Genomic DNA, 26428 nt, shown 5'->3' on the forward strand with positions numbered 1-26428 from the left:
CGTGTCCGAGGAAGAGAAGCTCCGGGGCTACCTGAAAAGGGTCATGGTCGACCTGCGCAAGGCCAACCGCCGCCTGCAGGAGGTCGAGCAGTCCCGCACCGAACCCATCGCCGTCGTCGGCATGGCCTGCCGCTACCCCGGCGGGGTGCGCTCCCCGGAAGACCTGTGGCGGGTCCTGGCCGAGGGCCGGGACGTCACCGGCGACCTGCCCACCGACCGCGGCTGGGACGTCGACGGACTCTACGACCCCGACCCCGACCGCTCCGGCCACAGCTACGTGCGGCGCGGCGGCTTCCTGGACGACCCGGGTGACTTCGACGCGGGCTTCTTCGGCATCTCCCCGCGCGAGGCGCTCGCCATGGACCCCCAGCAGCGGCTGCTGCTGGAGACGTCCTGGGAGGCCCTGGAGCGGGCCGGCATCGACCCCACCGGCCTGCGCGGCACCCGCACCGGCGTGTTCGTCGGCCAGAACCACCAGGAGTACGGCACCCGGCTGGCCCAGGCCCCGGCGAGCGTCGAAGGCCACCTCGTCACCGGCGTCGTGTCCAGCGTGCTGTCCGGCCGCATCTCCTACACCCTCGGCGTCGAGGGCCCCGCGATCACCGTCGACACCGCCTGCTCCACCTCACTGGTCACGCTGCACCTGGCCGTGCAGTCCCTGCGCAACGGCGAGTCCTCCCTGGCCCTCTCCGGCGGCGTCACCGTACTGGCCGGACCCGGCCCGCTCGTCGAGTTCAGCCGCCAGCGGGTCCTGGCCGCCGACGGCCGGTGCAAGGCGTTCTCCGCCTCGGCCGACGGCATGGGCATGGCCGAGGGCGTCGGCGTCCTCGTCCTGGAACGGCTGTCCGACGCGCGACGCAACAACCACCCCGTACTCGCCGTCATCCGCGGCTCGGCCGTCAACCAGGACGGCGCCTCCAACGGGCTCACCGCACCCAACGGGCCCTCCCAACAGCGCGTCATCCGCGCCGCGTTGGCAGACGTCGGCCTCACCGGCGCCGACATCGACCTGATCGAGGCGCACGGCACCGGCACCTCCCTCGGCGACCCCATCGAGGCGGGGGCGCTCCTGGCCACCTACGGCGCCGACCGCGACCGGCCGCTGTGGCTGGGCACCGTGAAGTCCAACATCGGGCACACCCTCGCCGCCGCCGGCGTCGCCGGAGTGATCAAGTCCGTGCTGGCGCTCCGCCACGAGACCGTACCGAAGACACTCCACGTGGACGCCCCGTCCCCGCACATCGACTGGTCGTCCGGCACGCTGTCCCTGGCCACCGAAGCGGTGCCCTGGCCACGCGGTGAACGCCCGCGCCGCGCCGCGGTCTCCTCGTTCGGCATCAGCGGCACCAACGCCCACGTCATCCTGGAGGAGGCCCCCGAGCCGACGGCACCGGCCGACGAGACGCCCGAGCCCGACGCCCCGCCTGCCGATCCGGCGCCGGTGCTCTCGCTGCCGGTGCCCGTGGTGGTGTCCGGCCGCGGCACGACGGGTCTCGCCGCCCAGGCGGCCCGCCTGCGCGAGTTCGTCGCCGCCGACCCCGAACTGACCGTCCCCCGCCTGGCGTTCGCCACGGCGACCACACGCGCGGCGCTGGAGCACCGGGGTGCGGTGGTCGCCGCCGATCGGGAGGAGTTGCTGGCCGGGCTGGCGGCGTTGGCGGAGGGTGCGCCGGGGGTGATCAGTGGGTCGGCCGACCGGGGTGGTCTGACGGGGTTCCTGTTCTCCGGTCAGGGTTCGCAGTGGTCGGGCATGGGTCGTGAACTGGCTGAGCGCTACTCGGTGTTCGCGGAGTCGTTCGGGGACGTCTGTGCGCGGTTGGAGTCGGTGTTGGGCCGGCCGGTGCGTGAGGTCGTCTTCGGTGGTGGTGAGCGGCTGAACGAGACGTTGTTCGCCCAGTGCGGGCTGTTCGCGTTCGAGGTGGCGCTGTTCCGGCTGTTGGAGTCGTTCGGTGTGGTGCCGGACTTCGTGGCGGGGCATTCGGTCGGTGAGGTTGCTGCCGCGCACGTGGCGGGTGTGTTGTCCCTGGACGACGCGGTGGCGCTGGTGTGTGCGCGGGCGGGGCTGATGCAGGAGTTGCCGTCGGGCGGCGCCATGCTCGCGGTGAACGCCTCGGAGGCGGAGGTCGCCGCACTCCTGTCCGGTGAGGTGGGCATCGCTGCCGTGAACGGTGCGCGGTCCGTGGTCGTTTCCGGCGCGGAGTCGGCCGTGGACGCCATCGCCGGGCAGGCGGGGGAGCGTGGTTGGCGCACCACCCGGCTGCGGGTGAGCCACGCTTTCCATTCGCCGTTGATGGAGCCGGTGTTGGAGCGGTTCCGTGCGGCGGTGGAGGGGTTGCGGTTCGCCGAGCCGAGGCTGCCGTTCGTGTCCTCGGTGGATGTGGCGGCGCGGCCGACGTCTGCGGAGTACTGGGTGCGCAACGTCCGCCAGACCGTGCGTTTCGCCGACGCGGTCGCCCACCTCCACGAGCAGGGCGTCGGCATCTTCCTGGAGGTCGGCCCGGACACCGCGCTGACCGCCGCCGGACCCGGCTGCCTGCCCGAGGACGCGACCGCCGCGTTCGTCCCGCTGATGCGCAGGGGCGAGCCGGAAACGGTGACCCTGCCCACCGGGCTGGCCCGCTTCCACGTGCACGGCGGCGGCATCGACTGGACGCGCTACCTGCCCGCCGCCGATCCGGTCGCCCTGCCCACCTACGCCTTCCAGCGCCGTCGCTACTGGCTGGAGCCCGCCGAACAGGCCGATCCGGCCGCGCTCGGCGCCCAGCCCGCCGAGCACCCGCTCCTCGGCGCGGTGGTCGCCCTGCCCGGCGCGGTCGACACCGTCCTGATCGGTCGACTGAGTCTGCGCGCGCACCCCTGGCTGGCCGACCACCGTGTCACCGACACCGCGGTGCTGCCCGGCACCGCGTTCGTCGAACTCGTACGGCACGCCGCCGAACTGCTCGGTGACACGCGGCTGGACGAGCTGACCCTCGAAGTGCCGCTGGTGCTGCCCGCCGAGGGCGGCCTCGCCCTGCGGGTCGGCATCGGCGAACCGGACCGCACCGGCTCCCGCACCGTCGAGGTGCACACCCGGCCCGAAGAGGGCCCGGCGGACGCCGTCGCCGGACTGCCCTGGACGCGGCACGCCACCGGCGTCCTCACACAGGACACCGAGCACGCCGACGACACCGACGGCAGCGGCGTCGTCGAGCCGGGCGCCGTCCAGGACTTCGTGCAGTGGCCCCCGCTCGGTGCGGAACCCGTCGCGCTGGACGACTTCTACCCGCGGCTCGCCGGGACGGGGCTCGGTTACGGTCCCGCCTTCCAAGGGCTGCGCGCGGCCTGGCGGCGCGGTGACGAGACCTTCGCCGAAGTCGTCCTGCCCGAGCAACAGCGCGGCGCGGGCGAGGAGTTCGGCCTGCACCCGGCGCTGCTGGACGCGGCGCTGCACGCCCTGGCCCTGAGCGGCGACAGGGTCCTGCGGCTGCCCTTCGCCTTCCGAGGAGTCCGCTGGCACGCCGCCGGCGCCGCCGCGCTGCGCGTGCGTCTCACCGCCGCCGGGGACGACGAGGTCCGGGTGGACCTCGCCGACGACAGCGGCGCACCGGTCGGCACCATCGAGAGCGTGGTGCTGCGCGCCCTCACCGGCGAACTGCGGGCGTCCGCGCGCCTGGACTCGATGTACCGGCTGGACTGGATGCCCGCACGGGCGGGGCATCGCGACACCGGCGGGGACGTGCTCGTCCGCGTCGCGGAAACCCCGGTGGCGGAGCGTACGGCCGCGGTGCTGGCGCGGATGCGCGACTGGCTGGCGGAGGAACCGGCGCCGGGTGCCCGGCTGGTCCTGGTCACCCGCGGCGCGGTCGCCACCACCGCCGACGAGGTGCCCGACCCGGCCGGCGCCGCCGTATGGGGACTGGTCCGCTCGGCGCAGGCCGAGTGGCCCGACCGGTTCGTGCTGCTGGACACGCCCGAAACCGCGCCCTCGGACGCGGAATTGAGCACGGCGCTGGCCGCGACCGGTGAGCCGCAAGTGGCCCTGCGGGCGGGCAAGGTGTTCGTGCCGCGGTTGGTGCGGGTGACGGGCACGGTGGGGGAGGTGCCCTGGTCGGTTGAGGACCGGGTGCTGGTCACCGGGGCGAGTGGCGCGCTGGGTCAATTGGTGGCGCGGCACTTGGTGGAGCGTCACGGGGTGGGTGGCCTGGTGCTGGCGTCCCGTCGTGGTGACGAGGCGCCCGGTATGGCCGAGTTGGCGGGTGTGCTGCGTGAGCGGGGCGCCGAGGTGGCGGTCGTGGCGTGCGACGTGGCCGACCGGGAGGCGGTGGCCGGGCTGCTGGCCGCGCATCCCGTGACGGCGGTCGTGCACGCGGCCGGGATCGTGGACGACGGTCTGGTCACCGGTCTCACCGAGGACCGGCTGCGGGCGGTCCTGGCCCCGAAGGCGGACGGTGCGCGCTGGCTCGACGAACTGACCCGCGACCGCGACCTCACCGCGTTCGTGCTGTTCTCGTCCGCCTCGGCGACGCTCGGCAACCCCGGGCAGGCCGCCTACTCGGCCGCCAACGCCCACCTCGACGCCCTGGCCCGGCAGCGCCGCGCCGCCGGGCTGCCCGCGCACTCCCTGGGCTGGGGCCTGTGGGAGCAGCGCAGCGGCATCACCGGCGCGCTCGCCGACGCCGACCTGGCCCGCATCGCCCGCAGCGGCATCGCCGCCCTGCCCACCGAGGACGCCCTGGCACTGCTGGACGCCGCCCTCGGGCTGACCGAGGCCGCCGTGCTGCCGATGCGGCTCGACACCGCCGCACTGCACCGGCTCGACCCGCTGCCCCCGCTGTTCACCGGCCTGGTCCGGGGCCGCCGCCGCGCACCGCAGCAGTCCGGCTGGGCCGACCGGGTGCGCGCACTGCCCGCGCCGGAACGCCGCCGCGCCGCCCTCGACCTCGTACGGACGCAGGCCGCCGGAGTACTGGACCTGACCGGGGCCGACCAGGTCGGCGCGGAACAGTCCTTCGCCGACCTCGGCTTCGACTCGCTGACCGCGCTGGAACTGCGCAACCGGCTCGGCGCCGCCACCGGCCTGCGGCTGCCCACCACCCTGGTGTTCGACCACCCCACCCCGTCGGAACTGGCCGCCCACGTGCTCGCCGAGGCCGGGGGCCAGGAGACCGGAACGGAGCCCGTCGCAGCCGTGGCGGCGTCCGCGACGGACGAACCGATCGCCATCGTCGGCATGGCCTGCCGCTACCCCGGCGGCGTCACCACCCCTGAACAACTGTGGGACCTGGTCGCCACCGGCCGGGACGGCATCTCCGGCTTCCCCGCCGACCGCGGCTGGGACCTGGAGGCACTGCCCGTCGGCCTGGGCGGCTTCCTGGCCGACGCCGGTGACTTCGACCCCGGCTTCTTCGGCATCTCCCCGCGTGAGGCCCTGGCGATGGACCCGCAGCAACGCCTGCTGCTGGAGCTGTCCTGGGAGGCGTTCGAACGCGCCGGCATCGACCCGCTGACCGTGCGCGGCAGCCGCACCGGCGTCTTCGCCGGGCTCATGTACCACGACTACGCGACCCGGCTGACGCACGTGCCCGAGGAACTGGAGGGCTACCTGGGCAACGGCAACCTCGGCAGCGTCGCCACCGGCCGCGTCGCCTACACCTTCGGGTTCACCGGCCCGGCGGTCACGGTGGACACGGCATGCTCCTCCTCCCTGGTGGCCCTGCACCTCGCCGCCCAGTCGCTGCGTTCGGGCGAGTCCACCCTGGCGCTGGCCGGTGGCGTGACGGTCATGTCCAGCCCCACCCCGTTCCGCGAGTTCGACCGGCAGCGCGGCCTGGCCGCCGACGGCCGCTGCAAGTCCTTCTCCGCCGCGGCCGACGGCACCGGCTGGTCCGAGGGCATCGGCATGCTCGTGCTGGAACGGCTCTCCGACGCCCGCGCCAACGGCCACCAGGTGCTCGCCGTGCTGCGTGGCTCCGCCGTCAACTCCGACGGCGCGTCCAACGGGCTCACCGCGCCCAACGGCCCCTCGCAGGAGCGGGTCATCCGCGCCGCGCTGAACGCCGCCGGACTGTCGCCCTCGGACGTCGACGTCGTGGAGGCGCACGGCACCGGCACCACCCTCGGCGACCCCATCGAGGCGCAGGCCCTGCTGGCCACGTACGGCGCCGACCGCGACCGGCCACTGTGGCTGGGGTCGGTCAAGTCCAACATCGGCCACACGCAGGCCGCCGCCGGTGTCGCGGGCGTGATCAAGGTCGTGCAGGCGATGCGGCACGGCGTCCTGCCCCGGACCCTGCACGTCGACGAACCCAGCCCGCACGTGGACTGGTCGGCGGGACCGGTGCAGCTGCTCACCGAAGCGGTCGAGTGGCCGGAGACCGAGGTCCGCCGGGCCGCCGTGTCGGCGTTCGGCGTGAGCGGCACCAACGCCCATGTCGTCATCGAGCAGCCGCCCGCCGACGAGGCGGCCGCGCCCGAGGTCCTCCCGGAGGCCGTGCCGGGGCCGGTGCCCGTGGTGGTCTCGGCCCGCAGCGCGGAGGCGTTGCGCGGTCAGGCCGCGCGGCTGCGTGAGCACCTGGTGTCCCAGCCGGAGGTCGCGGTCGCGGAGGTTGCGCGGGCGGCGGCGTTGTCGCGTGCCGCGCTGGAGCACCGGGGTGCGGTGGTCGCCGCCGATCGGGAGGAGTTGCTGGCCGGGCTGGCGGCGTTGGCGGAGGGTGCGCCGGGGGTGATCAGTGGGTCGGCCGATCGGGGTGGTCTGACGGGGTTCTTGTTCTCCGGTCAGGGTTCGCAGTGGTCGGGCATGGGTCGTGAACTGGCTGAGCGCTATTCGGTGTTCGCGGAGTCGTTCGGGGACGTCTGTGCGCGGTTGGAGTCGGTGTTGGGCCGGCCGGTGCGTGAGGTCGTCTTCGGTGGTGGTGAGCGGCTGAACGAGACGTTGTTCGCCCAGTGCGGGCTGTTCGCGTTCGAGGTGGCGCTGTTCCGGCTGTTGGAGTCGTTCGGTGTGGTGCCGGACTTCGTGGCGGGGCATTCGGTCGGTGAGGTCGCTGCTGCTCATGCGGCGGGTGTGTTGTCCCTGGACGACGCGGTGACGCTGGTGTGTGCGCGGGCCGGGTTGATGCAGGAGTTGCCGGCGGGTGGCGCCATGCTCGCGGTGAACGCCTCCGAGGCCGAGGTCACCGCACTCCTGTCCGACGAAGTGGGCATCGCCGCCGTGAACGGCGCGCGGTCCGTGGTCGTTTCCGGCGCGGAGTCGGCCGTGGACGCCATTGCCGAGCAGGCGGGGGAGCGTGGTTGGCGTACGAGTCGGCTGCGGGTGAGCCATGCTTTCCATTCGCCGTTGATGGAGCCGGTGTTGGAGCGGTTCCGTGCGGCGGTGGAGGGGTTGCGGTTCGCCGAGCCGAGGCTGCCGTTCGTGTCCTCGGTGGATGTGGCGGCGCGGCCGACGTCTGCGGAGTACTGGGTGCGCAACGTCCGCCAGACCGTGCGTTTCGCCGACGCGGTCACTCATCTCCATGCCCAAGGCGTGCGGACCTTCGTGGAAGTGGGCCCGGACACCGCGCTCACCGCCGCCGGACCGGACTGTCTGCCCGCGGACACCACCGCCGCGTTCGTCCCGCTGCTGCGCCGGGAGCAGCCCGAAGTGCGGGCCCTGGCAACGGGGCTGGCCCGGTTGCAGGTGCACGGCGGCACGGTGGACTGGGCGGCGTGCCTGCCCGCCGCCGCCCGGGTCGAGCTGCCCACGTACGCCTTCCAGCGCCGCCGCTACTGGCTGGACAACGCCGGACCGGCCCACCGGGACGGACACCCGCTGCTGGACGCGGTGGTCGAGCTCGCCGAGGAGAACGCGCTCCTGCTGTCGGGCCGACTGTCCACCGGGGCGCAGGCCTGGCTGGGGGAGCACACCGTGCTGGGCGCGACCGTCGTGCCCGGCAGCGTGTTCGCCGAACTGGCCCTGCGCGCCGCTGCGGACGCCGGCGCCGGTGCGGTCGCCGAGCTGACCCTCCAGGCGCCCCTGGTGCTGCCCGAGCCCGGCGTGGTCGAGGTGCAGATGAGAGTCGGCGCGCCCGGCGTGGCGGGAGACCGGCCGCTCACCGTGCACGCGCGCCCCGCCGGTGACGGTGCCCCGTGGACCTGCTACGCCCGCGCCGTGCTCGGCCCCGACGTGGCCTCACCGCAGGCCGAGCTGGTCACGTGGCCGCCGCGCGACGCCACCGCGCTGGACGTCGGCCCGGCCTACGCGGAGTTCGCCGCGACCGGCCTGGAGTACGGGCCGGCGTTCCAGGGACTGCGGGCGGCGTGGCGGCGCGGCGACGAGGTGTTCGCCGAGATCGACCTGCCCGACCTCACCGACACCGGCCGCTTCGGGCTGCACCCCGCGCTGCTCGACGCGTCGTTGCACGCCATGCGGTACGTGCATGAGGGCCAGGGTGCCCGCACGCTGCTGCCGTTCGCGTGGAACGGCATCGCGCTGCGCCGTACCGGGGTGTCCGCGCTGCGGGTGAGGATCGCCCCGGTCGCCGCCGACGCCGTCCGCATCGAGCTGGCCGACTCGGCGGGTGCGCCGGTCGGCGTGGTGGAATCCCTCGCCGTACGGCCGATCTCGGCCGAACAGCTCGGTCACCACGAGTCGTTGTACGTCGAGGACCTGGCCCCCGTCACCCTGCCGGCCGCCCCGGAGCCGAGCGTGCTCACCTGCGCCGACGTCGCCGACCTCGCCGAGTTGCCCGACCGGGACCTGCCCGCCGTGGTGGTGCTGCCGGCCGGTACCGAGGCCGAGCCCGTCGCCGCGGCGGGCCGTGCGCTGGAAGCCGTACGCACCTGGCTGGCCGAGGACCGCTTCGCCGGCACCAAGCTCGCGCTGTGCACCCGGAACGCGCGCACGGACCCCGCTGCCGCCGCCGTATGGGGCCTGCTGCGCTCGGTGCAGCAGGAGCACCCGGACCGCTTCCTGCTGGCCGACATCGAGCACACGGACGGCGACAGCCGCGACAACGGCGCGGACGGCCCCCGCATCCCCGCCGCGGCGTGGAACGTCCCCGGCGGCCAACTGGTGCTGCGCGACGGTGAAGTTCACGTGCCGCGTCTGGCTCCCGTCCCGCTGTCCAGGGTCACCGGACGGGACGGCACCGCCTGGAATGCGGACGCCACGGTGCTGATCACCGGCGGGCTCGGCGGGCTCGGCGCGGCGCTGGCCCGGCACCTGGCCGCCGACTGCGGGGTGCGCGCACTGGTGCTCACCGGCCGCCGCGGCCCGGACACCCCGGGTGCGGCCGAACTGGCCGCCGAACTCGCCGAACTCGGCGCCACCGCACGGATCGTGGCGTGCGACGTGACCGACCGCGAGGCGGTGGCCGGGCTGCTGGCCGCGCATCCCGTGACGGCGGTCGTGCACGCGGCCGGGATCGTGGACGACGGTCTGGTCACCGGTCTCACCGAGGACCGGCTGCGGGCGGTCCTGGCCCCGAAGGTGGACGGCGCGCGGTGGCTCGACGAGCTGACCCGCGACCGCGAGCTGACGGACTTCGTGCTGTTCTCCTCCGCGGCCGGCGTGCTCGGTGCGGCCGGGCAGAGCGCGTACGCGGCGGCCAACGCCGCACTGGACGCCCTGGCCCGTGCCAGGCACGCCGCCGGGCTCCCCGCCAAGTCCCTGACCTGGGGCCTGTGGGAGCAGCGCAGCGGCATCACCGGCGCGCTCGCCGACGCCGACCTGGCCCGTATCGCCCGCGCCGGACTGCTGCCGCTGGCGACCGGCGAGGCGCTCGACCTGTTCGGCCTGGCCCGCGCCGTCGACGCGCCGGTGCTCGCGCCGATGCGGCTGGACCGGGCGGCCGTCCGGACCGGCGGGCCCGTCCCGGCGGTGCTGCGCGGCCTGGTCCGGGAGACACCACACCCGGCCCGGGCCGACCGGGCCACGCCCGCCGCCTCCCTGACCGGCCTGTCCGGGCCCGAGAGGGAGAAGGCGCTGCTGGCGCTGGTCCGCGCCGAAGCGGCCGGAGTGCTGGCCCACGAGTCGGCGAACGCCGTGGACGAGCACCGCACGTTCACCGAACTCGGCGTCGACTCGCTCGCCGCCGTGGAACTGCGCAACCGGCTCTCCGAGGCGACCGGTGTCCGGCTGCCCGCGGCGGTGGTGTTCGAGTTCGCCACCCCGCTCGCACTCGCCGCGCACCTGCACGAGTCCATGCCCGACGCGGACGGCACGCGGGCCGCCCCGGTGTCGGCCGAGCTCGACCGGCTCGAGTCGGCACTGGCAGGCGCCGAACCCGGCGCCGTGGACCGGACCAGGCTGCGCATGCGGCTCACCGCTCTGCTGGCCAAGTACGGCGGCGACGAGCGGACCGGCAGCGAGCCGGAGCAAGACCTGTCGTCGGCCTCCGACGACGAACTGTTCGACCTCGTCGACGACCTCGGCGCCAGCTAGGGGCAGGGAAGGAACATCCGCGTGGCTAACGAGGACAAGCTCCGGGACTATCTCCGGCGCGCACTGGCCGAGGCGCAGAACGCGCAGCGCAGGCTGGCCGAGATCGAGCAGGCACAGCGCGAGCCTGTCGCGATCGTCGGCATGGCCTGCCGCTTCCCCGGCGGGGTCAGCACGCCCGAACAGCTGTGGGACATGCTGGCGGCGGGCCGGGACGGCATCTCCGGATTCCCCACCGACCGCGGCTGGGACCTGTCCGGACTGCCGGTCGGGCTCGGCGGGTTCGTCGCCGACGCCGGTGACTTCGACCCCGGCTTCTTCGGCATCTCCCCGCGCGAGGCGCTCGCCATGGACCCGCAGCAGCGGCTGCTGCTGGAAACGTCCTGGGAAGCGTTCGAACGGGCCGGCATCGACCCGCTGACCATGCGCGGCAGCCGCACCGGCGTCTTCGCCGGCGTGATGTACCACGACTACGCGACACTGATGGACAGCGTGCCGGAGGAGCTCGCGGGCTTCATCGGCAACGGGAACGCCGCCAGCATCGCCACCGGCCGGGTCGCCTACACCTTCGGCTTCGAAGGACCCGCCGTCACCGTCGACACCGCCTGCTCGTCCTCGCTCGTCAGCCTGCACCTGGCGGTGCAGTCCCTGCGGTCCGGCGAGACGTCGATGGCGCTGGCCGGCGGCGTCACCGTCATGGCCACCCCCGGCACCTACGTCGAGTTCGACCGGCTCGGCGGCCTGGCCGCCGACGGCCGCTGCAAGGCCTTCTCCGCCGACGCCGACGGCACCGGCTGGTCCGAGGGCGTCGGCATGCTGCTGCTGGAGCGGCTGTCCGACGCTCAGCGCAACAACCACCCGGTCCTCGCCGTCATCCGCGGCTCCGCCGTCAACCAGGACGGCGCCTCCAACGGCCTGACCGCGCCCAACGGTCAGGCGCAGCGCCGCGTCATCGTCGAGGCCCTGGCCAACGCGGCACTGACCCCGCGCGACGTCGACATGGTCGAGGCGCACGGCACCGGCACCACCCTCGGCGACCCCATCGAGGCGCAGGCCCTGCTGGCCACGTACGGCGCCGACCGCGACCGGCCACTGTGGCTGGGGTCGGTCAAGTCCAACATCGGCCACACGCAGGCCGCCGCCGGTGTCGCGGGCGTGATCAAGGTCGTGCAGGCGATGCGCAACGGGACGCTGCCCCGCACGCTGCACGCCGACACCCCGACCACACACGTCGACTGGGCCGGGGGCCCGCTGGCACTGCTCACCGAGTCGCGGCCCTGGCCGGAGACCGAGGTCCGCCGGGCCGCCGTGTCGGCGTTCGGCGTGAGCGGCACCAACGCCCATGTCGTCATCGAGCAGCCGCCCGCCGACGAGGGGGCCGCGCCCGAGGTCCGCCTGGAGGCCGTGCCGGGGCCGGTGCCCGTGGTGGTCTCGGCCCGCAGCGCGGAGGCGTTGCGGGGTCAGGCCGCGCGGCTGCGTGAGCACCTGGTGTCCCAGCCGGAGGTCGCGGTCGTGGAGGTCGCGCGGGCGGCGGCGTTGTCGCGTGCCGCGCTGGAGCACCGGGGTGCGGTGGTCGCCGCCGATCGGGAGGAGTTGCTGGCCGGGCTGGCGGCGTTGGCGGAGGGCGCGAGCGGGACGATCAGCGGTGTCGCCGGCCGCGTCGGCGGCACCGGCTTCCTCTTCTCCGGTCAGGGTTCGCAGTGGTCCGGGATGGGCCGTGAACTGGCTGAGTGCTACCCGGTGTTCGCGGAGGCGTTCGACGCCATCTGCGTCCGCCTGGAAGCGGCCCTCGGCCGGCCGGTGCGTGAGGTCGTCCGGGACGGTGGTGAGCGGCTGAACGAGACGTTGTTCGCCCAGTGCGGGCTGTTCGCGTTCGAGGTGGCGCTGTTCCGGCTGCTCGAATCCTTCGGCGTGGCACCGGACTTCGTGGCCGGGCATTCGGTCGGCGAGGTCGCCGCCGCGCACGTGGCCGGGGTGTTGTCCCTGGACGACGCGGTGGCGCTGGTGTGTGCGCGGGCGGGGCTGATGCAGGAGCTGCCGTCGGGCGGCGCCATGCTCGCCGTCAACGCCTCGGAGGCGGAGGTCGCCGCACTCCTGTCCGACGAGGTGGGCATCGCCGCCGTGAACGGTGCGCGGTCCGTGGTCGTTTCCGGCGCGGAGTCGGCCGTGGACGCCATCGCCGGGCAGGCGGGGGAGCGTGGTTGGCGCACCACCCGGCTGCGGGTGAGCCACGCCTTCCACTCCCCGCTGATGGAGCCGGTGCTGGACCGGTTCCGCGACGCCGTCGCCGGTCTCGCCTTCGCCGCCCCGAGCATCCCGTTCGTGTCCACCGTGGACGTGACGGCACCTCCCACCACCGCGGACTACTGGGTGCGCAACGTCCGCGAGACCGTACGCTTCGCCGACGCGGTCGCCCACCTGCACGCCGAGGGCGTCGGACTCTTCGTCGAGGTCGGCCCGGACACCGCGCTCACCGCCGCCGGACCGGACTGTCTGCCCGGCGACACCACCGCCGTGTTCGTCCCGCTGCTGCGCCGGGAGCAGCCCGAAGTGCGGGCCCTGGCAACGGGGCTGGCCCGGTTCCAGGTGCACGGCGGCACGGTGGACTGGGCGGCGTACCTGCCCGCCGCCGCCCGGGTCGAGCTGCCCACGTACGCCTTCCAGCGCCGCCGCTACTGGCTCGAATCGGCCCCCGGACGCGACCTCGGTGCCGTCGGACTGCTCCCGGCGGGCAATCCGCTGCTCGGCGCCGCCACGGCGCTGGCCGGGTCCGACGCCTACCTGCTCACCGGCAGGCTGTCGGTCGCGTCGCAGCCCTGGCTGGCCGACCACCGGGTCTCCGGAGCCGTCGTACTGCCCGGCGCGGCGTTCGTGGAGCTGGCCGTGCAGGCCGCCGACCGGGTCGGGTGCGACCGGGTCGAGGAACTCGTCCTCCAGGCGCCGCTGGTGCTCACCGGCACCGGCGCGGTCCGGCTGCAGCTGACCGTCCGCGAGGCCCAGGAATCCGGCCGTCGCGCCGTCGACATCCACTCCCTGCCCGAGGACGCGTCCGAGGACGAGCCGTGGACGCTGCACGCCACCGGCACCCTCGCCGGCGGCCCGGCCGAACCCGTCACCGGGGAAGAGATCTGGCCGCCGCGTGACGCCACCCCGCTGGACGTGACCACCGTCCACGCCGACCTCGCCGCCCGAGGGCTGGAGTACGGCCCGGCGTTCCAGGGCCTGCGCGCCGCCTGGCGGCGCGGAGACGACGTGTTCGCCGAGGTCACCCTGCCCGACGAACAGCGCACCCGCGCAACCGAGTTCGGCCTGCACCCCGCGCTGCTGGACGCCGCCCTGCACGCGCTCGCGCTCACCGACGACACCGGCACCGCCCGACTGCCCTTCGCGTGGGCCGGCATCCGGCTGCACGCCGCCGGTGCCTCCGTCGCGCGGGTCCGGCTCGCCCCGACCGGCGACGGCACCGTCGCCCTGGACCTGTTCGACGCCACCGGCGCACCGGTCGCCTCCGTCGCCACGCTCACCCTGCGCGCCGCGGCCGCCGTGGGCCGGTCCGCCGACCGGACGCCGCACGACTCGCTGTTCCGCCACGCCTGGGACGTCACCCAGGCCCCCACCGAGCCGGCCACCGGCCGCTGGGCGGTGCGCGGCGCGCTGCCCGACGCCCTGGCGGCCGACCTGCGTACCGCCCGAGTCGACCTCACCGGCGACGACTCGGCCGAGGTCACCGTCCTGGCCGTCCCGGCGGGGCAGCCCGCCGAACAGGTCACCCGCGACGTGCTGCGGCAGGTGCAGGACTGGCTCGCCGCCACCACCGCGCCCCCCGTGGCCGCCCCGCCCGCCCGGCTGCTGGTGGTCACCACCGGTGCCGTCGCCACCGAGCACACCGACCGCCCCGCCGACCCGGGTGGCGCCGCGGTGTGGGGGCTGCTGCGCGCCGCGCAGGCCGAACAGCCCGACCGGATCGTCCTGGCCGACATCGACGACACCCCGGCATCCCGCCGCGCGCTGCCCGCAGCGCCCGCCACCGGCCACCCCGAAGTCGCCCTGCGCGACGGCGCGCTGCTCACCCCCCGGCTCGTCAAGCCCGAGCTGGTGCCGCCCGCGGACCCGCACTGGCGGCTGGCCGTCACCCGCCCGGGCACCCTCGACAACCTCGCCCTCGTGCCCGCCCCGGCCGCGGCCGCCCCGCTGGAACCGGGCCAGGTCCGCATCGCCGTGCGCGCCGCCGGACTCAACTTCCGCGACGTGCTCATCGCCCTGGGCATGTACCCCGGCGCAGTGGCCCTCGGCGGCGAGGGCGCCGGCGTGGTCACCGAGGTCGCCGCCGACGTCACCGACCTCGCGCCCGGAACCCCGGTCACCGGACTGTTCGGCGACGCGTTCGCCCCCGTCGCGGTGGCCGAACGGGACGCCGTGGCGCCCATCCCGGACGGCTGGACCTTCGAGCAGGCCGCCGCCGTGCCGATCGCCCACCTCACCGCCCACCTGGGACTGGTCGAGCTCGCCGCCCTGCGGCCCGGCGAGTCCGTGCTGATCCACTCCGCGGCCGGCGGCGTCGGCACCGCCGCCGTCCAACTCGCCCGGCACCTCGGCGCCGAGGTCTACGGCACCGCGAGCCCCGACAAGTGGCCCGTGCTGCGCGAACTCGGCCTGGACGACGCCCACATCGCCTCGTCCCGCGACACCGGCTTCGCCACGAGGTTCCCCGCGGTCGACGTCGTCCTCAACTCGCTGTCCGGCGAGTTCGTCGACGCGTCGGCCCGACTGCTGCGCCCCGGCGGCAGGTTCCTGGAAATGGGCAAGACCGACCTGCGCGACCCGGCCGACTTCCCGGACATCGACTACCGGCCGTTCGACCTGATGCAGTCGCCGCCGCACGAGATGCGGCGCATGCTGGCCGCGGTGCTGGAACTGTTCGCCGCGGGCGCCCTGGCCGCGCCCCGGCCGTCGGTGTGGCCGATGGCCCGCGCCACCGACGCGTTCCGGTTCCTCAGCCAGGCCCGGCACACCGGCAAACTCGTCCTCACCCTGCCCCGCCCGCTCGACCCCCGAGGCACCGTTCTCGTCACCGGCGGCACCGGCACCCTCGGCGGGCTCGTCGCCCGGCACCTGGTGCGCGAGCACGGCATCCGGCACCTGCTGCTCACCAGCCGGCGCGGCAGCGCACCCGAACTCGCCGCCGAACTCGCCGAACTCGGCGCCGAGGTGCGCGTCGCGGCCTGCGACGCCGCCGACCGGGACGCCCTCGCCGCACTGCTGGCCGGCATCCCCGCCGAACACCCGCTCACCGCCGTCGTCCACGCGGCCGGCGTCGCCGACGACGGGCTGTTCACCGACCTGACGCCCGAGCGGCTGGCCGCCGTCCTCCGGCCCAAGGTCGTCGCCGCGGCCCACCTGGACGAACTCACGCGCGGACACGACCTCGCCGCGTTCGTGCTGTTCTCCTCGGCCACCGGCACCCTCGGCGGCCCCGGCCAGGCCAACTACGCCGCCGCCAACGCCTGCCTCGACGCGCTCGCCGCCCGGCGGCGCGCCGCCGGGCGGCCCGCCCAGTCCCTCGCCTGGGGCCTGTGGGCACCGCCCAGCGGCATCACCGGCGACCTGTCCACCTCGGACCTGGCCCGCATGGCCCGCGCCGGAGTGCAGGCGCTCTCCGCCGACGAGGCGCTGGCCCTGTTCGACACGGCGCTCGCCGTGGACGAGCCGGTGCTGCTGCCGGCCAAGATCCGGGTCCGCACCGCCGACCCCGCGCTGCTGCCGCCGCTGCTGCGCGGCCTCGCCCGCACCCCGCAGCGCCGGGCCGCCACCGCCACCGGGCCCGCCGCGGCCACCCGGCCGGGCCGGCCGACCGCCGAGGAACTGCTGACGCTGGTGTGCGCGGAGACCGCCGCCGTCCTCGGCCACGCCGACGCCGACGCCGTCGACCCGCAGGCCGAGTTCCGCGCCCTGGGCGTGGACTCGCTGTCCGCCGTCGAACTGCGCAACCGGCTCACCGCCGCCACCGGCACCACCCTGCCCGCCACCCTGGTGTTCGACTACCCGACCCCGGCCGCGCTCGCCGCGTACCTGCGCCAGGACGGCCCCGAGGACACCGCCCCGGCCGCCCGGCCCCCGGCCCGCACCGGGGTCGCCGACGACGAGCCCCTCGCGATCGTCGGCATGGCCTGCCGCTTCCCCTCCGACATCCGCACCCCGGAACAGCTGTGGCGGTTCCTGCTCGACGGCGGCGACGGCATCACCGAGTTCCCCGCCGACCGCGGCTGGGACCTCGCCTCCCTGTTCGACCCCGACCCCGACCGGCCCGGCACCTCCTACACCCGGCACGGCGGATTCCTGCGCGGCGCCGCCGACTTCGACGCCGAGTTCTTCGGCATCAACCCGCGCGAGGCACTCGCCACCGACCCGCAGCAGCGCCTGCTGCTGGAAACCTCGTGGGAGACCTTCGAACGCGCCGGGATCGACCCGACGACCGTGCGCGGCAGCCGCACCGGCGTGTTCGTGGGCGTGATGCGCCAGGACTACGGGCCGATGCTGCACCACGCCGCCGAAGGCGTGGAGGGCTACCGCCTCACCGGCAGCGCCGCCAGCGTCGCCTCCGGCCGGCTCGCCTACACGTTCGGCCTGGAAGGGCCCGCGCTCACCGTCGACACCGCCTGCTCGTCCTCCCTGGTCGCGCTGCACCTGGCCGCCCAGGCCCTGCGCCGCGGCGAATGCGACCTGGCGCTCGCCGGCGGCGCCACCGTGATGGCCACGCCCGGCCTGTTCGTGGAGTTCTCCCGGCAGCGCGGACTGGCCGCCGACGGCCGCTGCAAGTCGTTCTCCGCCGACGCCGACGGCACCTCCTGGTCGGAGGGCGCCGGCATGCTGCTCGTGGAGCGGCTGTCCGACGCGCGCGCCAACGGCCACCCGGTGCTCGCCGTCGTACGCGGCTCCGCCGTCAACTCCGACGGCGCCTCCAACGGGCTCACCGCACCCAACGGCCCCTCCCAGCAGCGGGTCATCCACGCCGCGCTCGCCGCGGCCGGACTGACCCCGCGGGACGTCGACGCGGTGGAGGCCCACGGCACCGGCACCACCCTGGGCGACCCCATCGAGGCGCAGGCCCTCCTCGCCACCTACGGCCGCGACCGGGACGGCGAACCCCTGTGGCTCGGCTCCGTCAAGTCCAACATCGGCCACACCCAGGCCGCGTCCGGCGTCGCCGGGATCATCAAGATGGTGCTGGCCCTGCGCGCCGGTCTGCTGCCCTCCACGCTGCACGTCGGCGCACCCAGCCCGCACGTCGACTGGGCCTCCGGAGCGGTGTCCCTGCTCACCGAGCAGCGCCCCTGGCCCGAGACCGGCCGGCCCCGTCGCGCCGCGGTGTCCTCGTTCGGCGTCAGCGGCACCAACGCGCACATCGTCATCGAACAGGCCCCCGCCGAGACACCCGTCGCGGCGCCCGCCCGGACGCCCCTGCCGCTGCCGCTCGTGGTCTCCGCGCGCACCGCACCGGCCCTGCGCGACCAGGCCGCCCGACTCCTCACCCACCTCCGTGAACACCCCGACGCCGAACCGGCGGCGGTGGCGCACGCGCTGCTCACCACCCGCGCCGCCCACCCGCACCGGGCCGCCGTCCTCGCCGACCCGCGCACGGGACCGGTCGACCCGCGCACCGCACTGGCCGCACTCGCCGACGGCGTACCCGACGCCGACGTCGTCACCGGCTTCGCACCCGACGCCGGGAAACTGGCCTTCCTGTTCCCCGGCCAGGGCTCCCAGCGCCTCGGCGCCGGACGCCGGCTCGCCGAGGAGTTCCCCGCCTACGCCACCGCCCTCGACGAGGTGTGCGCCGAACTCGACAAGCACCTGCCGAGGCCGCTGCGCGAAGTGCTGTTCGCCGCCGACGGCGGCCCCGAGGCCGAGCTGCTCGACCGCACCGACTTCACGCAGGCCGCGCTGTTCGCCGTGGAGGTCGCACTCGTCCGGCTCATGGACAGCTGGGGCGTGCGCCCCGACCTGGTGGCCGGTCACTCCGTCGGCGAGATCGTCGCCGCCCACGTCGCCGGCGCCCTCACCCTGCCCGACGCCGCCGCCCTGGTCGCCGCACGTGGCCGGCTCATGGCGGGGGCCACCCCCGGCGGCGCGATGGTCGCCGTCCAGGCCACCGAGGCCGAACTCGCCCCGATGCTCGCCGACCACGCCGGACAGGTGCGGCTGGCCGCGGTCAACGGACCCGACTCGGTCGTGGTGTCCGGCGACGCCGGCACGGTCGCCGCGATCGACGCCCACTGGCGCGAACAGGGCCGCCGCACCCGGCGGTTGAGGGTCACCATGGCCCCGCACTCCCCGCACGTGGACGGCATCCTGGCCGAGTACCGGGACATCGTCGCCACCCTTCCGATCAGCGCCCCGCGGCTGCCGCTCGTCTCCACCGTCACCGGGAAACCGCTGACGGAACGGGAGATCACCGCCCCGGAGCACTGGGTCGCCAACGTCCGCGACAGCGTGCGGTTCCTGCCCGCCGTACGCGCCCTGGCCGACGCCGGGGCCACCGCCTACGTCGAGATCGGCCCCGCCTCGGCGCTGACCGCGATGACCCGCGACTGCCTGCCCGACCCGGAACCCGGCACCGAGCCCGCCGCCGACCGCGTCGTCCTGCCCACCCTGCGCGACGGCCGGGACGAGATCCCGGCCCTGCTGGACACCCTGACCCGGCTGCACGTGCACGGCGTCTCCCCGGACTGGGACGCGGTCACCGAAGGCCGCGCACCGGCGCCCGTTCCGCTGCCCACCTACGCGTTCCAGCACCGCCGGTTCTGGATGACCGGCGAGACGGCCACCGCCGACGCCGCCGGCCTCGACCGGGTCGGGCACCCCCTGCTCGGCGCGGCCGTCGCCCTGGCCGACGGCGCCGGGGTCCTGTTCACCGGACACCTCTCCACCGCCACCCAGCCCTGGCTCGCCGACCACGTCGTCAACGGCCGCGTCGTCCTGCCCGGCACCGCGTACGCCGAACTCGTCGCCCGCGCCGGGGACGAACTGGGCTGCGGCCGGATCACCGAACTCACCCTCGACGCGCCCCTGGTCCTGACCGAGCGGACCGCCTCCGTCCAACTGGTGCTCGGCGCGCCCGACGAACAGGGCCGCCGCACGGTCACCGTGTACTCCCGGCCCGAGACCGGCGGCACCGAGGAACCGTGGACGCGGCACGCCACCGGCACCGTCGAACCACCGGCCGGCGCCCCACCCGTACAGGCGGAGTGGCCCCCGGCCGACGCGGCCGGCATCGAGGCGGACGACCTCTACGAGCTGCTCGCCGACCGGGGACTCGCCTATGGACCGGCGTTCCGCGGGCTGCGCGCGGCCTGGCGGCGGGACACCGCCACCGGCGCCGAGGTGTTCGCCGAGGTGGAACTGCCCGCCCCGGCCGAACCGGACGGCTTCGCAGTGCACCCGGCACTGCTGGACGCCGCGCTGCACGCCCTGGCCGCCGACCCCGACGCCGGCACCGCCGCCGTGCCGTTCGCCTGGACCGGCGTGACCGTCTGGCAGCGCGGCACCGGCACCCTCCGGGTGCGGCTCGCCCCGGCCGGCGACGGCATCACCATCGAGGCGTACGACAGCCACGGCACCGCCGTGCTCACCGCCGACGGCCTCGCCCTGCGCCCGATCCCCACCGGGCCGGACGCCGCGCAAGCCCTGACCGACGCGCTGTACACGCTGGACTGGACGCCGGTCAGCGCCGGCGGCGACGAGCAGCCCGCGCCCACCGCACTCGGCGCGGACCTCGACCTCGCGGCGGTGACCGATCCCGGCCCCTGGCTCCGGGCCACCCTGCCCGCCACCGAGAACGACCCGGCCCGGATCGCCGCCGCCACCCACCGGGCGCTCGCCCTGCTGCGCGGCTTCCTGGCCGACGAGCGGTTCGCCGCCACCACGCTCGTGCTGCGCACCTCCAGCGCCACCGACGGCACCGACCTGGGAGCCGCCGCCGTCTGGGGCCTGGCCCGCTCAGCCCAGTCCGAGAACCCGGGCCGGATCGTGCTGCTGGACAGCGACGGCAGCGTGCCCGACGCCGCCGCCCTGTCCACCGGCGAACCCCAACTGGCCGTCCAGGACGGCGAGATCCGCGCACCGAGGCTCGTCCGAGGAACCGCGGGTGAGCCCACCGCGTGGGATCCCGAGGGAACCGTGCTGATCACCGGTGGCGCCGGCGCGCTCGGCTCGGTGCTGGCCCGGCACTTGGCCGCCGAGCGCGGCGTGCGGCACCTGCTGCTCGTCGGCCGGCGCGGCCCCGGGACCCCGGGCGCCGCCGCACTCGTCGCCGACCTCGCTGAGTTGGGCGCCACCGCCGAAGTGGTCGCCTGTGACGTGGCCGACCGTGCCGCGCTGGCCGCCCTGCTCGACACGATCCCCGCCGAGCGGCCGCTGACCGCCGTGGTGCACGCCGCCGGCGTACTGGACGACGGCATGCTCGCCGCACAGACCCCCGAGCGCGTCGACAGGGTGTTCCGGCCCAAGGTGGACGCCGCACTGCACCTGGACGAGCTGACGCGCCGTCACACGCTCGCCGCTTTCGTGCTGTTCTCGTCCGCCGCCGCCATCCTGGGCAGCCCCGGACAGAGCAACTACGCCGCCGCCAACGCGGTCCTGGACGGCCTCGCCGCCCGGCGCCGCGCGGCCGGGCTGCCCGCCGTGTCGCTGGCCTGGGGACTGTGGGCCGGCGTCGACGGCATGGGCGACACCGCCGACGGCACCGCCCGGCAGCGCATCGAACGGCTCGGCGTCGTACCACTCGAACCGGCCGACGGAATGCGGCTGTTCGACGCCGCCGTCTCCGCCGGGACCGCCCTCGCCGTGCCCGCCCGGCTGAACCTGGCCGCGCTGCGCGAACAGGCCCGGACCGTGCCGCCGGCCCCGGTCCTGCGCGGCCTGGTCCGCGTCCCCGCGCGCCGCGCCACCGGCACGGGAGCGCTGGAGGCCGCGTTCGCCGGGCTCGACGAGGCCGCCCGCCGCAGGCTGGTCCGCGACACCGTACGCACCGCCGTCGCCGCGACCCTCGGCCACGACAGCCCGGCCGAACTCGGCGACCGGCGCGCCTTCACCGACCTCGGCTTCGACTCGCTGACCTCGGTGGAACTGCGCAACCGGCTCGCCGCCGGCACCGGCCTGACCCTGCCCGCCACACTGGCCTTCGACCACCCCAGCATCGCGGCCGTCGCCGACCACCTGATGGGCAGGCTCAGCGCTGCCGCCGCCCCGGCGCGCACCGAACCCCGCCGCGGCGCCCCCGCCGACGAACCGATCGCCATCGTCGGCATGGCCTGCCGCTACCCGGGCGGAGTGCGCTCCCCGGAAGACCTGTGGCGGCTGGTGGCCGGGGAGACCGACGCCATCTCGCCCTTCCCCACCGACCGCGGCTGGGACACCGAACGGCTCTACGACCCCGACCCCGACCGCGCCGGGCACACCTACCTGACCGCGGGCGGATTCCTCCACGACGCGGCCGAGTTCGACGCCGCGCTGTTCGGCATCTCACCGCGTGAGGCGCTCGCCATGGACCCCCAGCAGCGGCTGCTGCTGGAGACCTCCTGGGAGGCGCTGGAACGCACCGGCATCGACCCGATGTCCCTGCGGGACACCGACACCGGCGTGTTCGTCGGCGTCATGTACCACGACTACGCCACCCGGCTGCCCAGCACCCCGCAGGACGTCGAGGGCTACCTCGGCGCCGGCACCGCGGGCAGCGTCGCCTCCGGCCGGATCGCCTACACCTTCGGCCTCCAGGGCCCCGCCGTCACCGTGGACACCGCCTGCTCCTCCTCCCTGGTCACCCTGCACCTGGCGGCGCAGGCGCTGCGCGCGGGGGAGTGCTCACTGGCGCTGGCCGGCGGCGCGACCGTGATGTCCACGCCGGGCACCTTCATCGAGTTCTCCCGGCAGCGCGGCCTGGCCGCCGACGGCCGCGTGAAGGCGTTCTCCGCGGACGCCGACGGCACCGTCTGGTCCGAGGGCGTCGGCCTGCTCGTGGTGGAGCGGCTGTCCGACGCGCGGCGCAACGGCCACCGGATCCTCGGCGTGCTGCGCGGCTCGGCGGTCAACCAGGACGGCGCGTCCAACGGACTGACCGCGCCCAACGGCCCCTCGCAGGAACGCGTCATCCGCACCGCGCTCGCCGCCGCGCACCTGACGCCCTCGGACATCGACGTGGTGGAGGCCCACGGCACCGGCACCGCCCTCGGCGACCCCATCGAGGCACAGGCACTGCTCGCGACGTACGGCCAGGGCCGCGAGGACGACCCGCTGCTGCTCGGCTCGGTCAAGTCCAACATCGGGCACACGCAGGCCGCCGCCGGCGTCGCCGGAGTGATCAAGGTCGTCGAGGCGATGCGCCACGGAATGCTGCCGCGCACCCTGCACCTCGACGAACCCACCCCGCACGTGGACTGGTCGGCGGGGGGCGTACGGCTGCTCACCGAGGCGCGGCCCTGGCCGGAACGCGACCGGCCGCGCCGTGCCGCGGTCTCCTCGTTCGGCATCAGCGGCACCAACGCGCACGTCGTCATCGAGCAGGCCCCGCGGCTCCCGGCACCGGAGCCGGCGCCCCAACAGGTGGTGCCGGTACCGCTGTCCGGCAACACCGAGGCCGCGCTGCGCGCCCAAGCCGCGCGGTTGCGCACCTGGCTGGCCGACGCACCCGACGCCGGCCTGGTCGAGGTGGCCGCCGCCCTCTCCACCGGGCGCGCCGCGCTGACCCACCGGGCCGTCGTCGTCGCCGCAGACCGCGACGAACTGCTCGCCGGACTCGCCGCCCTGACCACCGGCGAGGCCACACCGCACGTGGCCACCGGAACCGCCCGGACCGCCGACCGCACGGTGTTCGTGTTCCCCGGCCAGGGCGCGCAGTGGGCGGGCATGGCGGTGGAACTGTTGGACTCCTCGCCTGTGTTCGCGGCCCGCATGGGCGAATGCGCGGATGCGCTGGGCGAGTTCGTGGACTGGTCGCTGCCGGGTGTGCTGCGGGGTGAGGCGGGTCAGCCGTCTCTGGACCGTGTGGATGTGGTGCAGCCGGTGTCGTTCGCGGTGATGGTGTCGCTGGCGGCGCTGTGGCGGTCGTTCGGTGTCGAACCCGACGCGGTCGTCGGTCACTCGCAGGGCGAGATCGCCGCGGCCTGTGTCGCGGGGGCGCTGACCCTGCGCGACGCGGCCCGGGTCGTGTGCGTGCGCAGCGGCCTGATCGCCCGCGAACTCGCCGGACACGGCGGCATGGCGTCCGTGGCACTGCCCGCCGACGAGGTGGCCCAACTGCTGCCCGCCGACGGCGCGATCACCGTCGCCGCGATCAACGGCTCCGCCTCCACCGTCGTCGCCGGCGACCCCGAGGCCCTCGACCGGCTGCTCGCCGAGTGCGCCGAACGCGGGACACGCGTCCGCCGCATCGCCGTGGACTACGCCTCGCACTCCGCACACGTCGAACGCATCGAGACACAGCTGATCGAGGCCCTCGCCGACGTACGGCCCCGGACGGCGAACGTCCCCATGTTCTCCACGGTCACCGCCGACTGGGCCGACCCCACCGCACTGGACGCGGGCTACTGGTACCGCAACCTGCGGCAGACCGTGCGCTTCGAACAGTCCGTGCGCGCCCTGGCCGACCAGGGACACCACGGCTTCGTCGAGGTCAGCCCCCACCCGGTGCTGACCCCCGGCATCGACCAGACGCTCGACGAGGCCACCGTCGTCGGCTCCCTGCGCCGCGACGAGGGCGGCCTGGGCCGGTTCCTGCTCTCCGTCGCCGAGGCACACGTCGCCGGACTGCCCGTACGGCTCGCCGCCGCCTTCACCGAGCGGACCGCCCCGCTCGACCTGCCCACCTACCCCTTCCAGCGGCAGCGCTACTGGCTGACCGCCCCGGAGACGAGCGGCACCGGCACGACGGCCGACGCGTTCTGGGCGGCCGTCGACGGCGCCGACCCGGTGGACCCGAAGGCACTGGCCGATCTGCTCGACGTACCTGCCGAACCCCTCGCCGAAGTGCTGCCCGGACTGACCGCGTGGCGCGCCGCCCAGCAGGTGGCCGCCGCCACCGACGGATGGCGCTACACCGTGAACTGGCGGCCGGTCGAGGCCGACGACGCGGTCCTGACGGGCACGTGGCTGGTGGTCGCCCCCGAAGGGCTGACGCTCGCCGAGGACTGCGCCGCCGCGCTCACCAGCGCCGGGGCGGACGCCCGCATCGTGGGCCCGGAGGCGGCGCCGTCCGAAGCCGGCACGGCCGCCGGGGTGATCTCCCTGCTGGGTCTCGCCGACGGCCCCCACCCGGAGCAGCCCGCCGTGCCCGCCGGACTGGCCGCCACCCTGGACCTGGTCCGCGCCCTCGCCGGCACCGGAACCGGAACCGACAACGGAACCGGAACCGAGAACGGAACCGGAACCGACATCGGCACCGGCACTGGCACCGGCACGGTGCTGTGGCTGGTCACCTCCGGGGCGGTCGCCGCCACCCCGGCCGACCGGCTGCCGCACCCCGAACAGGCCATGCTCTGGGGCCTGGGCCGCACTCTCGCCCTGGAACACCCGAGACTGTACGGCGGCATCGTCGACCTGCCCGACGACCCGGCCCGCGGCCTCACCCGGCTCGCCGCGCTGCTGACCGGCACCGAGGACCAGGCCGCCGTACGCGACACCGGAGTCCTCGTACCGCGACTCGCGCACGCCCCGCTCGCCGGACGCACCCCCGCCCGGGCGTGGCGGCCCGACGGCACCGTGCTGGTCACCGACGGCCTCGGCCCCATGGGCCTGCCGGTGGCCCGCTGGCTGGCCGACAACGGCGCGCAGGCCCTCGTGCTGACCACCGGCGACCCGGACGCCACCGCGCCGGACGACCTCGGCGTCCCGGTCACGGTGAGCACCTGCGACCCCGCCGACGAGACCGCCCTGGCCGAACTCCTCGCCGGAATACCGTCGGACACGCCGCTGACCGCCGTCGTGCACACCGCCGGCGAACTGCGCTCCGGGCCCCTGGCCGGCACCGGCCTCGCCGAGGTCGCCGCCACCATCGACACCAAGGTGCGCGGCGCGGCCAACCTGCACCGGCTCACCGACGGACTGGAGGCGTTCGTCCTGTTCTCCTCCGTCGCCGCCACCTGGGGCGGCAGCGAACAGGGCGCGTTCGCCGCGGCCAACGCCTACCTCGACGCGCTCGCCCGGCACCGGCACGCCCGCGGCCTGCCCGCCACCGCCATCGCCTGGGGCCCGTGGGAGGGCGCCGGACTGGGCGCCGAGGACGCCGACGCCGAGGCACGGCGCCGCGAACAACTGCGCCGCCGCGGCGTCCTGGCCCTGGACCGGCGGCAGGCGCTCACGGCGCTGGCGGACGCGGTACGGCACGCCGACACCGCCGTGACCGTGGCCGACGTGGACTGGGCCGGATTCGCGCCCGCGTTCACCGCGGCCCGGCCCAGCCCGCTGCTCGGCGAACTGCCCGAGGTGCGCGCCGGCCTCACCACCGGCACCCCCGAACCGGCCGCGGCCGATGCGGGGCCCGCCGTCCGGCTCGCCGGGCTGCCCGAGGACGAACAGCGCCGCGAACTCGTCGAACTGGTACGCCGGGAGGTCGCCGTCGTCCTCGGCCACGACGACCCGGAGGCACTGCCCACCGACCGGCCGTTCACTGAGCTGGGGTTCGACTCGCTGGCCGCGGTCAACCTGCGCAACCGGCTCGGCGCGGCCACCGGCGTCCGGCTGGCGGCCACCGCGGTCTTCGACCACCCCACCCTCGCCGGACTCGCCGACCACCTGCGCAAACAACTGGTGGCACCCACCGCGGCGGCCGTCGGCACGCTCGACGAGGAACTCGACCGGCTGGCCGGCGTGCTCGCCGACGTGTCCGACGAGGACGACCGCCGCCGCGCCCTGGCCCGCCTGCAAGGGCTGGTCGGCCGGCTGGCCCCGCGCCCGGACGGCGACCGCGCATCGGTCACCGAGCAGCTCGGGACCGCCAGCGACGAAGAGATCTTCCGGTTCATCGACTCGGAGTTGAGCTGA

At 75.4% G+C, this 26428-nt stretch carries 1 protein-coding gene and 1 pseudogene; both read left to right on the forward strand.

From position 1 onward, the window contains the following. Nucleotide 1: 1 nt before the first annotated feature. Nucleotides 2-10399, forward strand: coding sequence for an SDR family NAD(P)-dependent oxidoreductase (locus ACZ7D7_RS10425; RefSeq protein ID WP_470823594.1), 10398 nt, complete (start codon nucleotides 2-4; stop codon nucleotides 10397-10399). Nucleotides 10400-10438: 39 nt separating this feature from the next. Further along, nucleotides 10439-26428, forward strand: a pseudogene (locus ACZ7D7_RS10430) (type I polyketide synthase); the annotation flags it as partial.

The organism is Streptomyces sp. NPDC037054, assembly GCF_055606745.1.